At 71.0% G+C, this 12991-nt stretch carries 10 protein-coding genes and 1 pseudogene; 4 read left to right on the forward strand and 7 right to left on the reverse strand.

Annotated elements, in window-relative coordinates; genetic code table 11:
* Positions 1 to 150 precede the first annotated feature (150 nt).
* On the forward strand, positions 151 to 1044 hold the full coding sequence (dapA, locus tag HWX55_RS18075; protein WP_175976702.1) for a 4-hydroxy-tetrahydrodipicolinate synthase: 894 nt from the start codon (positions 151 to 153) through the stop codon (positions 1042 to 1044).
* Between the two features lie 21 nt (positions 1045 to 1065).
* On the opposite strand, the pseudogene HWX55_RS18080 reads toward dapA, so the two are convergent.
* Together HWX55_RS18080 and HWX55_RS18085 are read right to left on the reverse strand one after the other, a co-directional pair.
* Positions 1066 to 1446: pseudogene (locus HWX55_RS18080) on the reverse strand (type II toxin-antitoxin system VapC family toxin).
* A 125-nt stretch (positions 1447 to 1571) separates the two neighbouring features.
* Positions 1572 to 2615 (reverse strand): LysR substrate-binding domain-containing protein, encoded by a 1044-nt coding sequence (locus HWX55_RS18085; RefSeq protein ID WP_175976703.1) that lies wholly within the window; start codon positions 2613 to 2615, stop codon positions 1572 to 1574.
* Positions 2616 to 2720: 105 nt separating this feature from the next.
* Between HWX55_RS18085 and HWX55_RS18090 the strand changes: the two genes are divergently transcribed.
* Positions 2721 to 4001 (forward strand): MFS transporter, encoded by a 1281-nt coding sequence (locus HWX55_RS18090; protein WP_175976704.1) that lies wholly within the window; start codon positions 2721 to 2723, stop codon positions 3999 to 4001.
* A gap of 55 nt (positions 4002 to 4056) precedes the next feature.
* Here HWX55_RS18090 and HWX55_RS18095 read toward each other — a convergent pair whose 3' ends face one another.
* Positions 4057 to 6258 (reverse strand): TonB-dependent siderophore receptor, encoded by a 2202-nt coding sequence (locus HWX55_RS18095; RefSeq protein ID WP_175976705.1) that lies wholly within the window; start codon positions 6256 to 6258, stop codon positions 4057 to 4059.
* A 142-nt stretch (positions 6259 to 6400) separates the two neighbouring features.
* Complete coding sequence (locus tag HWX55_RS18100) at positions 6401 to 7039, reverse strand: glutathione S-transferase (RefSeq protein WP_175976706.1); 639 nt, start codon at positions 7037 to 7039, stop codon at positions 6401 to 6403.
* A 111-nt stretch (positions 7040 to 7150) separates the two neighbouring features.
* On the opposite strand from HWX55_RS18100, the gene HWX55_RS18105 reads away from it, so the two are divergent.
* Positions 7151 to 8068: a LysR substrate-binding domain-containing protein gene (locus HWX55_RS18105; protein WP_175976707.1), complete on the forward strand. Its 918-nt coding sequence runs from the start codon at positions 7151 to 7153 to the stop codon at positions 8066 to 8068.
* A gap of 9 nt (positions 8069 to 8077) precedes the next feature.
* On the opposite strand, the gene HWX55_RS18110 is transcribed toward HWX55_RS18105, so the two are convergent.
* Genes HWX55_RS18110 through HWX55_RS18120 form a run of 3 tightly spaced genes read right to left on the reverse strand, consistent with a single transcriptional unit; the run spans position 8078 to position 12074 of the window.
* Positions 8078 to 10303 carry a xanthine dehydrogenase family protein molybdopterin-binding subunit gene (locus HWX55_RS18110; protein ID WP_175976708.1) on the reverse strand — a complete coding sequence of 742 codons (2226 nt, stop codon included), beginning with the start codon at positions 10301 to 10303 and terminating at the stop codon, positions 8078 to 8080.
* Complete coding sequence (locus HWX55_RS18115) at positions 10300 to 11301, reverse strand: xanthine dehydrogenase family protein subunit M (RefSeq protein WP_175976709.1); 1002 nt, start codon at positions 11299 to 11301, stop codon at positions 10300 to 10302. Before HWX55_RS18115 ends, HWX55_RS18110 begins: the two co-directional genes overlap by 4 nt.
* 17 nt (positions 11302 to 11318) lie before the next feature.
* The gene (locus HWX55_RS18120) at positions 11319 to 12074 is read right to left on the reverse strand and encodes a 2Fe-2S iron-sulfur cluster-binding protein (protein ID WP_175976710.1); all 756 of its coding nucleotides are present in this window, start codon (positions 12072 to 12074) and stop codon (positions 11319 to 11321) included.
* A gap of 556 nt (positions 12075 to 12630) precedes the next feature.
* Between HWX55_RS18120 and HWX55_RS18125 the strand changes: the two genes are divergently transcribed.
* Positions 12631 to 12915 carry a hypothetical protein gene (locus tag HWX55_RS18125; RefSeq protein WP_175976711.1) on the forward strand — a complete coding sequence of 95 codons (285 nt, stop codon included), beginning with the start codon at positions 12631 to 12633 and terminating at the stop codon, positions 12913 to 12915.
* Positions 12916 to 12991 lie beyond the last annotated feature (76 nt).

Below are 12991 nucleotides of genomic sequence, written 5' to 3' on the forward strand. Positions count from 1 at the left end.
TCCTCGACTGACCGGGACGTCGCGTCCCGTCAGGCGAATGCCGGACGGGATGCCCGCAGGTCGTTTCTTTCTCCTTGCACGCACGCCTCGCTCCGGCACCCCGCCGGCGGAACGGTTCCTTCCCACTCCGTTTCCACCATGAGGCTTTGCATGAACACACGTTTCGAAGGTATCTGGCTGCCGATCGTCACGCCGTTCCACCACGGCGAGGTCGACCATGCGGCGCTCGTGCGGCTCGCGCGCCACTATGCGGCCGCGGGCATCGCGGGGTTCGTCGCGGGCGCGACGACCGGCGAAGGCGTGCTGCTCGACGCGCGCGAACAGGACGCGGTGTTCGCGACGCTGCGCGACGCGGCGCCCGCGCTGCCGATCGTCGTCGGGCTCACCGCGAGCGCGACGCACCTCGCGGCCGTCCGCGCGCGCGAGCTCGCAGCGCTGCGCCCCGACGGGCTGCTCGTCACGCCGCCCGTCTACGTGCGGCCGACGCAGGACGGCATCCGCCGCCATGTCGAAGCGATCGTCGACGCGGCCGACCTGCCGGTGCTCGTCTACAACATCCCGTACCGCACCGGCGTGAACGTCGAACTGGACACGCTGCAGGCGCTCGCCCGCGATCCGCGCGTCGCGGGCATCAAGGAATGCGGCGGCACGCTCGACCGGATGAGCCGGCTGGTACACGACACGCCGCTCGCGATCCTGTCCGGCGACGACAACCAGAACTTCGCGGCGATGTGCGCGGGGGCGCACGGCGCGATCGCGAGCAGCGCGCACGTGCTGCCCGAATGGCATGTGCGGATTCACGCGTGGCTGCGCGACGGGCGGCTCGCCGACGCGCGGCGCCTGTCGGTCGCGCTGCAGCCGCTCGTCGCGGCGCTGTTCGCGGAACCGAACCCGGCGCCGGTGAAGGCCGTGCTCGCCGCGCAAGGATGGTGCGAGGACGGGTTGCGGCTGCCGTTCGTGCCAGCGAGCGACGCGTTACGCGTGCGGTTGGAGAAGCTCTGTGCGGAGCTCGAAGTGTCCGCGCACGTTACCGCGGCGGCGTAGGATTCCGCACCGAAAACTGTTTCAGACCGTCAAAATCCGTGACGCGCCATACTGCGAAAGATGGCCGTCCGCAGTCAGGAGCAACAGCGGTTCGTACTACGCCTGCGCGACGAGCAGCCGGTCGAATGGATCAAGATGGTAGTGGGGTAGATGGCGCACGGCCGCGCCGTGCGCCATTCGAACCGGCGGTTCGCGGTACTCGCTCGTGTTGATCTTGTCGACCAAACGATCCACGTCGACATCCAGCTTTCCCTTCCCGGCCTTGATCGCCACTTCCCAGATGCTCACGCTGCTGACGAACACTTCATCGGCAGCGGTAATCAGGCTGCGCGCGCGAGCGCTCAGCTTCGGGTCGTTCGCCACTGCCCAGAGGAAGATGTGCGTATCGAACAACAGCCGCATTACTTCCCCAGGACTTGCATGACGGGCTCCATTGAGTGACCCACCATTGTTACGACATTCGCGTCGTTGCTCCAAGAGGCCAAACGACCAACCGCTCGATCACTGGCGTGCCGCCACCGGCGCAATCACGCGGCAAGCGCCTGCTCCGTCGCCCCCCGCACCGCCTGCGTCACGATCCGCGCGAGCCGCTCGACCGTCGGCGTCGCCGACGACGTGCGTCGCAGCAGGATCAGCGGCAAGCTCGGCAGCGCCGGCAGCCCGCACGACGCGGCATCCAGCACGCGCACCGACGCGGGCAGCCCGTAATGCGAGCGCACCGTCAGCCCGAGGCCGGCCGCCGCGGCCGCCCATAGCCCGGCCAGGCTCGGCGTCGTGAACGCGACGCGCCACGGCACGCCGGCGCGGTCGAGCGCATCGGTCGCCGCGCCGAAGAACCGGCACGGCCGGTCGAACACGACGAGCGGCAACGGTTCGTCCGTCCCCCGCACCGCACCACCGCCCGCTTCGCCAACACCGCCCTCACCACCCGCATCCCCGCCACCATCCGGCATCCCGACACCCCCGCCCGCCACCGCGCCGATCCATTGCATCGGCACGTGCGCGATCGCTTCGCCGTCGATCCCCGCCCGCGACACGAGCGCCGCCGACGCCGGATCGCCCCACACGAGCGCCAGATCGAGCTGGTTCGCATCGAGCCGGTCGAGCAGATCGGCATTGCGCGCCACGCGCGCCTCGATCTTCACCTTCGGATGCGCGCGCGCGAACCGCCCGAGCACGTCCGGCAGGATCGCCTCGCCGAAATCCTCCTGCAGCCCCACCCGTACCCAGCCGTCGAGCTTCACGCCGCGCACGGCCGCGGCCGCCTCGTCGTTCAGCTCGATCATCCGCCGCGCGTAGCGCAGCATCGCGTCGCCGGCGTCGGTCAGCGCGAGCCCGCGCCCGGCTTTCACGAACAGCGGCGTGCCGGCCTGCTCCTCGAGCTTGCGGATCTGCGCACTCACCGCCGACGACGAGCGCGCGACGCGGTCGGCCGCCTTCGCGAAACTGCCGAGATCCACGCCCGCGACGAGGCTGCGCAACGCCGCGACGTCGAAGTTGGGCCGCGCCAGCGCCGCGTCGGCGCCCGCGAGCGGCTCGCCGCCGTCGCGCGCAATGTCGTGTTCGGGCATCTCAATCATCCTGATTTATCGAACGATTCATCAAAAACTTTCCGATTTTCAGGATGAATGTAGGCCGTCAGACTGTGGACGTCAACTTCGAATCGGGCCTCCGTCATGGATACCTCGTGCATCGCTTCCCCCTCTTCGACTGCCCGCGACGTGCGCGGGCCGGCCCATCGCTGGCGCGTGCTGGGCGCCGGCGTCGCCGCGAACCTGAGCTTTTCGGCTGCCGCGGCCGGCATTCCGACCACGGCCGTCTGGATGCGCTCGGCCTACCACCTCGACAACGGCGCACTCGGCCTCGTGCTCGGCGCGCTCGGCTTCGGGGTCGCGCTGTCCGAGCTGCCGTGGGGCATCGCCGCCGACCGCTTCGGCGACCGCCGCGTGCTGCTGACCGGGCTCGTCGCGACGGCCGCGATGCTCGCGCTGATGATGTGCACGATCGCCCCGACCGCGCACGCGGTGCCGCCGCTGATGCGGGTCGTCGCGGCCATGGGCTGTGTCGGCCTGCTCGGCGGCAGCGTGAACGGGTCGAGCGGGCGCGCGGTGATGCGTTGGTTCGGCGAGCGCGAACGCGGGCTGGCGATGAGCATCCGCCAGACGGCCGTGCCGCTCGGCGGCGGCCTCGGCGCGGCGCTGCTGCCGTCGCTCGCGTCGCATGCCGGCTTCGCCGCGGTGTTCGGTGCGCTGATGCTGCTGTGCGCGGGATCGGCGGCGCTCACCTGGCGCTGGCTGCACGAGCCGCCCACGGAGCCGGCCGCGGCGCGCGTCGCCACGCCCGTCGCCACGCGTCGCGCCGTCCAACGACCGCAGCCCGCCGACCACGCGCGCAACCCGCTCGCGAGCGGCCCGGTGTGGCGCATCGTGCTCGGCATCGGCCTGCTGTGCGCGCCGCAGTTCGCGGTGCTCACGTTCGCGACGGTGTTCCTGCACGACTTCGGCCGGCTCGGCCTCGCCGGCATCAGCGCGGCGATGGTCGCGCTGCAGCTCGGCGCGATGGTGATGCGCGTGTGGAGCGGCCGCCATACCGACCGGCACGGCAACCGGCGCGCATACCTGCGCGGTTCCGTGTTCGTCGCGGCCGGGTCGTTCACGCTGCTCGCGGCCGCAACGGCCGGCAGCCCGCATGTGCCGCTCGCCGCGATCGTCGCGATTCTCGTGTTCGCCGGCGTCTGCGTGTCGGCATGGCACGGCGTCGCGTACACCGAGCTCGCGACGCTCGCGGGTGCGAACCACGCGGGCACCGCGCTCGGGATGGCCAACACGGTCGTCTACCTCGGCCTGTTCGCGACGCCGCTCGCGATTCCGCCGCTGCTCGCCGCGACTTCTTGGAGCGTGGTGTGGCTCGCCGCGGCGTTGATCGCCGCCGCGCCCTACCCGCTGTTCGCGCGCTGACGGGCGCGCGCGGCGGCCCACGGCGTCGAGCGGCGGCCGCCGTCGCGCGGTGCGGTCAGAACTTGTACACGGCCGACAGCATCGCCGAACGGCCGTCGCCGAATTCGACCGCCGACGACCGCGATTCGCTGCCCGACACCTGCCGCACGCGTTCGACGTACGCGCGATCGAACAGATTGTCGACGTTCAGCTGGATGCGCAGCCGGCGGCTCACGTCGTAGCTCGCCATCAGGTTGTGCACCCAGTACGCGCCGAGCTTGCCGTCGCCCTGCGACGTCACGTTGCGCCGACCGACGAAGTGCGAACCGTAGCCGAGCGTCCAGCCCGCCGGCAACCGATAGGTCGTCCATACGTTGAACGCGTGCCGCGGTGTGTTACCGAGCGCCTGCCCGTCGCGCCGCGGCGACGACGGCGAGCTGAGCGTCACGCTCGCGAGGTACGTGTAGTTCGCGAACACGTCCCAGCGCGGCGTCACCTTGCCGGCGGCGCCGAGCTCGACGCCGCGCACGCGCTGCCGGCCCACGAGCGCATAGCTGCCGTCGGCCATTCGTTCGCGCGCGTTCTTCTTTTGGGTCTGGAACAGCGCGCCGTTCAGCGCGATGCCCGCGAGTCCTTCCCATTTCGCACCGAGTTCGAAGCTCTCGTTTTTCTCGGGCGCGAGCGCGCCGGTCGCCGCGCTCACGCCGGAGCCGGTGGTCACGAGGAATTCGGCGGACGGATTGAACGACGTGCCGTACGCGAAATACGCTCGACCGTTGTCGGTCGGCTTGAACACGAGCCCCGCGCGCGTGCTCAGATGCCGATCGGCGGTGTCCGCGCGCTCGGTGGGCTTGCCGGCCGCGGTGCCTTCCGACCGGCCGTCGATCCAGTCGTGCCGCAGCCCGACGTCGATGTCCCAGTAGCGGCCGACCGAGATCGTGTCGAACGCGTACAGCGCCTTCACGACCAGCGCGGTGTCGTTGCGCGCGCTGTCCTGGCGCTGCGCCGGGCCGCGCCACACGCCGGGCGGCGCGGCGAGCGCGAAGCCGTCGGCCGGGTAGAAGCGGTTGAGCCCGTACGAATAGGTCGTGCGGCCGTACGTCTCGCGCGAAATCTCGAAGCCCGTGACCAGCGTATGCCCGATGCCGAACGTCGAGAACGCGCTGGTGACGTTCGTCTGGTTCGCCCACATCGCGGTCGATGCATCGCGGCCATAGCCCTGCGGCCCGGCCGGCTTGTAGCGCCCCGGCGGCAGGCCCTGCAGGTTCACGTGCGACGCCGAAATTACCGTGTCGCGATTCAGGTGCGCATAGCGGCTCAGGTTCTGCACCTTCAGGCCGGACGACACGTCGTGTTCGGCCTTCACGGTGAACGTATCCGACGTGATGCGTTCGCGGTCGAGATTGCGCCAGCCGAAATAGCGGTCGCGCGACACGCCGGCCAGCACCTGGCCGTTGTGCGCCGGCAGCCCGTAGTCGGGCAGGTTGTTGTCGTACTGGTGGAAATAGCCGAGCGTGACGCGGGTCGGCGTGCCGAGACCGAACGCGAGCGACGGCGCGATGCCCCAGCGCCGCTTGCGGATGTCGTCGCGGCCGGGCACGTCGTTGACGTGCGCCATCGCATTCAGGCGGAACGCCGCGCGGCCGTCGGTGCCGGGCAGCGGCCGGTTCGCATCGAGCGTCACGCGGCGGTAGTCCGACGTGCCGAGCATCGTGCCGGCCTCGGTGAACGCGCCGGCCTTCGGGGTCTTGCTGACCAGGTTCACCGAGCCGCCCGTCGTGCCCGCGCCGCCGAACACCGAATTCGGCCCCTTGATCACCTCGACCGCCTCGACGTTGAACAGGTCGCTGCGATTGTTCTGCGCGCTGTCGCGCAGCCCGTCGAGCTGCAGGTTCGCGTTCGCGCCGAAACCACGGATATTGAACATGTCTCCCGACCCGCCGCCGCCCTCGCCGGCGTTGAACGTGATGCCCGCGACATTCGACAGCGCCTCGCGCAAGCTCAGCGCCTGCTGTTCGTCGAGCACCGCGCGCGGGACGACGGTGATCGTCTGCGGCACGTCGAGCAGCGGCGTCGCATATTTGGCGGAACCCGACCGGTCGACGCGCGACCCGGCGTCGCGCGCGCCGTGCACGACGATCGGGTCCAGGTGCGGCGCGCGGCGCGGCTCGCCTTCCTCCGCGCAGGCCGGCGCGGCCGCACAGGTCATCATCGCGAACGCGACGGATGCGGTCGCGCGGCGCGGCGGCGTCGCGCTCGACTGGATACAACGGCTCATGTTCACTCCATTCCATTGATGAGAATGCCTCTCATTCAATAGAATTGGGCGCGACATGACAATTGGACACGTCCGAACTTCGCGGTCCGAACGAACCGCCGCATGGAACGGCCGCGCCGCCGGCTGCCCGCGCGCCGCCGTGTCAAACCGCCTCGCGCGCCAGCGCACGCCGCGCGGCCGGCCGTTCGGCCTCGCGCTGCGCATGCGCGGTCCATGCGGGATGGCGTGTCATGTCGAGCCCGATCGCGACGCCCCAGCGATACAGCACGAGCAGGAATGGATCGACGATCGAATGCGCACCCGGCTCGGCCCACGTGCGGCCGTCGGCCAGCAGGGCTTCGATCGACGCGTTCGCGGCGTCGATCGTGCTGCGTCCGTGCGCGCTGACCGCGCCGTGCAGCGCCGGATCGTCGATGAAGCGGCCGGGCCGCCACAGCGCGCCGTAGCCGACGCCGTGCACCCAGCCGACCAGCCAGGCGAGCCATTCGTGGCACCGCGCCTCGCGCAGCGGATCGCCGAGCGGCAGCAATTGCGCGTCTGGATAGCGGCGTGCGAGATACGTGAGGATCGCCGGCGTTTCGGTCAGCACGCGCGGCTCGCCCGGAATCGCGAGCACGGGCACGCGCGCTTTCGGGTTGATCGCGAGATAGCGCGCGTCGAGGTTCTGCCGCTCCTTCACCGAGACGATTTCGACGTCGAACGGCGCGCCGGTTTCCTCCAGCGCGATGTGGGCGGCGAGCGAGCAGGCGCCCGGCGAAAGATAGAGACGATAGGCGTTCATGGCGGATTGGCGTGACGGGCTGTGGAAGACGGAACCGAGTGTAGGAACGCATGCCGATGCGCGACAAACGATGAATTGTCGTGCTCGGACATTAGTGTTACTAATACCCGCATGCGACGCATCCACCTTCCTCCGCTGCAGACGCTGCGCGCGTTCGAAGCCGCCGTGCGGCTGCAGAGCTTCACGCGCGCGGCCGACGAGCTCGCGCTCACGCAAGGCGCGGTCAGCCAGCACATCCGCGCGCTCGAGGCGCAGCTCGGCTATCCGCTATTCACGCGCGAACGCAACGGCGCGACGCCGACGCATGCCGCGCACGCGCTCGCATTGCAGGTGCGCCAGGGCCTGAGCGTGCTCGAACGCGCGTTCGAGCCGACGCTGGCGGTGCGCCGCCCGCGCACCTGCGACGTGACGCTGAACGTGAGCGTGCTGCCGAGCGTCGCCGAGCGCTGGCTCGCACCGCGCCTGCCGCGCTTCTCGGCCGCGCATCCGCACATCTCGATCGTGCTGCATCCGAACGTCGCGCTCGCGCCGCTGCGCAAGCGCGACCGCATCGACGTCGCGCTGCGCTACGGGCCCGGCACGTGGCCCGGCGTCGTCGCCGAGAAGCTGATGAACGAGACGATCTTTCCGGTCGCGAGCCCCGCGTACCGCAATCGCGACGGCGTCGCCCCGCGCACGCCGGCCGACCTCGTGCGCGCGACGCTGCTGCGCCATCCCGCGCAGCCGTGGGAACCGTGGCTCCAGGCCGCGCGGCTCGACCTCACGGAATCCGCGCGCGCACCGCGCTTCACCGATACGAACGCGCTGATCGACGCCGCGCTGCAAGGCCGCGGCGTCGCCCTCGCGCGCCGCTCGCTGATCGAGCCCGAACTCGCTGACGGCACGCTCGTGCGCGTGTCGACGGTGCGCATCGCCGACGTGTACGCGCACTACGTCGTGTGGCGCCCCGACCATCCTCAGGAAGCGGCGATCCGCACGTGGCTCGACTGGCTGCGCAGCGAAGTGCGGCGCAGGACGCCGCGGCGCTGACGCCGACGCTCACGCGCGCATCGGCATCGCCACCTTGTCGAGCGTGATCGGCAGATCGCGCACCCGCACGCCGGTCGCGTGATAGACCGCATTGGCGATCGCGGCCGGCACGCCGGTGATGCCGATCTCGCCGATGCCGCGAATGCCCAGCGGATTGAAATGCGTGTCGTTTTCGTCGACGAAACTCACGTCGAGCTCGCCGATGTCCGCGTTCACGGGCACGTGATATTCGGCGAGATTCGCGTTCGTGAAGCGGCCATGCCGCACGTCGAGATGCGAACCCTCCTCGAGCGCGGTGCCGAGCCCCCACACCATCCCGCCGATCAACTGGCTGCGTGCCGTTTTCGCGTTGAGCAGGCGGCCAACGCTGTAGACGCCGACGATGCGCGGTACGCGAATCGTGCCGAGTTCGGCGTCGACGTGCACTTCGGCAAATACCGCGCCGAACGAATGGGATGCATAACGCGACTTCTCGTCGCCCGGCTTCGTCGTCGCCTGCGCGTCGATCGGCCGGCCGCCCGCACGCGCGATCACCGCCGCGGCCGGATCGCGCCGCGACGGCTCGCCGCGATGCACGACCCAGCCGTTGTCGACCGTCACGTCATCGGCCGCGGCGCCGTGCAGCGGCGACCCGGGATCGGCGATCGCCAGCGCGATCAGCTTCGCGCGCGCCTGCAGCGCGGCCTCGCGCACGGCGGGCGCCACGCTCGCCGCCGACTGCGAGCCGCCCGATACCGGCGCGCGCGGCAGGCTCGAATCGCCGAGCGCGAAGCGCACGTTCTGCGGCGCGAAACCGAGCGCGTCGGCCGCGACCTGCGTCATCACCGTATAGGTGCCGGTGCCGATGTCCTGCGTGCCCGACGCGACCTCGGCCGTGCCGTCCGGCAGGATGCGCGCCCGCGCCGACGCTTCGCTGCGGTTCGCCGGATACGTGGCGGCCGCCATCCCGAGGCCGATCAGCGTGTCGCCGTCGCGCAGCGTGCGCGGCGCGCCGGTGCGGCGCGACCAGCCGAAGCGCCGCGCGCCGACCTCGTAGCATTCGCGCAGCTTGTTGCTCGACCACGGCTTGCCGTCCTGCGGATCGACTTCCGCGTAATTCGCGAGCCGCAGCGCGAGCGGGTCCAGGCCGAGTTGCCACGCGAGCTCGTCCATCGCCGATTCGAGCGCGAACGAGCCCGACGCCTCGCCGGGCGCGCGCATGAACGTCGGCGTGCCGACGTTCAGCGGCACGATCCGGTGCGTGGTCGCGTGGTTCGGCACCGCGTACATGATCCGCGACGGCATCCCGCACATTTCCATCCAGTCCTCGAACGTCGACGTGGTGGCGATCGTGTCGTGGCGCATCGCCGTCAACGTGCCGTCCTGGCGGGCGGCCAGCACGATGCGCTGTTCGGTGAACGGCCGCCCGCCGACCGAGCCGAACATCTGCGGCCGCGTCAATGCGAGGCGAACCGGGCGCCCGACCTGCTTCGCGGCCATCGCGCACAACGACACGTGCGACCACGACGAGCCCTTGCAGCCGAAGCCGCCGCCGAGAAACGGCGAAATCACGCGCACGTGTTCCGGTGCGATGCCGAACACGGCGGCCACCGCCGTGCTCGCGCCCGACACGCCCTGCGTCGCGTCGTGCAGCGTGAGCGTCGGGCCGTCCCAGCGCGCCATCGTCGCGTGCGGCTCGATCGGGTTGTGGTGCTGCATCGGCGTCGTATAGGTCGCGTCGATGCGCACCGCGCCTTCGCGCAGGCCTGTATCGACGTCGCCGCGCTGCGTATCCATCGCGCGACCCTGCTGCTTCGGCGGCATGCGCGCGCCGCGCTTCGCGTGCGCGAAATCCGCGACGGCATCGGTCGCGCGATAGCGCACCTGCACGGCATGGGCGGCGTCGGTCGCCTGCTCGAGCGTTTCGGCGACGACGACCGCGACGGGTTCGTTGCTGTAGCGCACCGTGTCGTCCTGCAGCAACGTGAGGCGGCGCCCGGCCGGTGGCGACAGCGGCGGCCGGCCGCCGTTGGGCAGCCGCATCGCGTTCTCGTGCGTGATCACGATCAGCACGCCCGGCATCGCGCGGGCGCGCGCCGCATCGATCGACTCGATCCGGCCGGATGCGATCGTGCTCGTGACGAGCACCGCGTGCGCGAGCCGCGTATCGGAGAATTCGGCCGCGTAGTGCGCGCCGCCCGTCACCTTCAGTACACCGTCGACACGGTCGAGCGGCTGTCCCGTCATCGTGTTCATGCGGCACCTCCCGTCATGGCGGCTGCCGTTTCGACCGCACGGACGATCGCCCGCTGCGCGAGCGCGACCTTGAAGCCATTGCCGTCGAGCGGACGCGCATCGCGCAATGCCAGCGCGGCCGCCTCGCGCAGCGTCGCGTCGGTCGGCGTGCGGCCAACGAGATGCGCTTCCGCTTCCGTTGCACGCAACGGCTTGTGCGCGACGCCGCCGAGCGCGATCCGCGCGTCGGCGACGCGCGGGCCGTCCATCCGCAGGGCGGCCGCGACCGACACCAGCGCGAACGCGTAGCTCGCGCGATCGCGCACCTTCAGATAGTGCGCATGGTCGGCAAAGCGCGGCGGCGGCAAGTCCACCGCGGTGATCAGCTCGCCCGGTTCGAGCGTCGTGTCGAGATCGGGACGATCGCCCGGCAAGCGGTGAAACGACGCGATCGGAACCTGCCGTGCACCGCGCGGGCCGCTCACCTGCACGACCGCGTCGAGCGCGGCGAGCGCGACGCTCATGTCGGACGGGTTCACCGCCACGCACTGCGGGCTGGCGCCGAGGATCGCGTGCATCCGGTTGTGGCCGCCGATCGCCGCGCAGCCGCTGCCCGGCTCGCGCTTGTTGCATTGCGCGAACGCGGGGTCGTAGAAATACGGGCAGCGCGTACGCTGCATCAGGTTGCCGCCGACGGTCGCCATGTTGCGCAATTGCGCGGACGCGCCGGCGAGCAGCGCCTGCGACAGCAGCGGATAGTCGGCACGCACGCGCGGATGATCGGCCGCATCGCTGTTGCGCACGAGCGCGCCGATGCGGACGCCGCCGCCGGGCAACGCCTCGACCGTATCGAGGCCCGCGATGCGCGTGATGTCGATGAGCGTGACGGGCCGCGCGACGCCGCCCTTCATCAGGTCCAGCAGGTTCGTGCCGCCGCCGATGAAGGCCGCGCCGGGCCGCTGCGCCGCGCGCACGGCGCCGGCGACGTCGGTCGCGCGTTCGTAGGAGATCGCTTCCATTGCGGCGCCCTCCGCGCCTAGCCGTGCGCCGCATGCGCGGCGCGCACGGCGGCGACGATGTTCGGGTACGCGCCGCAGCGGCACAGGTTGCCGCTCATGCGCTCGCGGATCTCGTCGTCCGACAGCTGCGCGGGACGGCGCCGCACGTCGTCGGTGGCGGCGCTCCCGGCCCCCGCCGCGAACTCGTCGAGCAGCGCGGTCGCCGAGCAGAGCTGGCCGGACGTGCAGTAGCCGCACTGGAACGCATCGCATTCGACGAACGCACGCTGCACCGGACTCAGCACGCCGCCGCGCGCCAGCCCTTCGACGGTCGTGATCCGCTCGCCCTCGTGCATCACCGCGAGCGTCAGGCACGCGTTGATGCGCCGGCCGTCGACGAGCACCGTGCACGCGCCGCACTGCCCGCGATCGCAGCCCTTCTTCGTACCCGTGAGGCCCGCGTATTCGCGCAGTGCGTCGAGCAGCGTGACGCGCGGTTCGAGCTGCAGCGCGTACGCGCGCCCGTTGATGTCGAGATGCACGGGCCGCGCCGGCACCGTATCGCGGCGGGGCGCGCCCGGCATGGACGCCGCGTGCTGCGGCTGCGGATGAACGTGCGATGCGGCGCTGACGGTCGCGGCAGCCGCCGCGGATTGCAGGAAACGGCGCCGCGCTGCGCTGGACGGCGTATCGTGCGGCAACGGCGGCGCCGCTGAACGGCCGGGCCCGAGCGGCGACGGGGCAGCGTCGCGCGCCGGTTCGGCGGACGGGGAATCGGATCGATCGCTGGACATGACTTCTGCTCGCTCCGTGGTTGAGGGACGCGGGTGTGCGCCGCGTGCCCGGATGGCAGCGCGGTCGGCACGCGCATCGGCAACGAGCAATTCGGGTGCCGCGAAATTGCGGGGGGCCGCATACAGGTGCAGCGCCGGCCACCGTGCGCGGCGCGCATCGGCGGCAGACGGGCCGAGTCGGCGGTGAGAGCGCTTCCATGACGCCACGCTGGCGCGCGGCTGACCGTTCGCTGACGAAGCGGCAATAACGCCCGATTTTTGGGCGCGGCCGGCCGCGCATCGGTCGTAAGTTGCCGGTCGCGTTTGCGATGCCGCGCATGGCGCCCGTGTCGCCGTGGCCGGGTCGCGGCGTGGCGCGCCGTGTAAATGCGCGCAGCATCCGCCTCTGCTGGAAAATTCCGCCATGCGTGCCGGTGGATCGCCGCCGCGACGGCATTCGGTCAGCCGGACGAAACCATTTCGCGATCGCGCCGGAATCGCAAACGATTCACCGAAACGTCGCATCGCGGCCGCATACTCGAAAACGTTTCCCGATCAGCCTGCCAGGAGAGAAGTCATGCGTCGCGTTTCCGTCGCCGTCGTTCTGTGTACCGCCGTGTTCGTCGCCGCGTGCAGCGACGACGCGCCGCACGACGCCCACGCGACCGACACCGTGCCGCAGGCCGGCGCATCGAGCGGCGCCGCCAGCGCGTTCAACAGCGACGCGACCGCGAATACCGCCGCATCCGATGCCGCGCCGCTCGCGCCGCCCGTCGTGCACTACCCGCCCGATGACGACGACGATGCGAAGCCCGCTGCGAACGCAGCCGCTTCAAGCGCCGCCGCGTCGTCGCCGGGCTGATCCTGCCGCCGCGTGATAGGAGTCGGTACTGTTCAGGCAGCGCAGTGGGCGCGCGCGTCGAGCGGCCACTGACATG

Origin of the sequence: Burkholderia sp. BCC1047 (assembly GCF_902833155.1) — a bacterium.
Classification (GTDB): Bacteria; Pseudomonadota; Gammaproteobacteria; order Burkholderiales; family Burkholderiaceae; genus Burkholderia; species Burkholderia sola.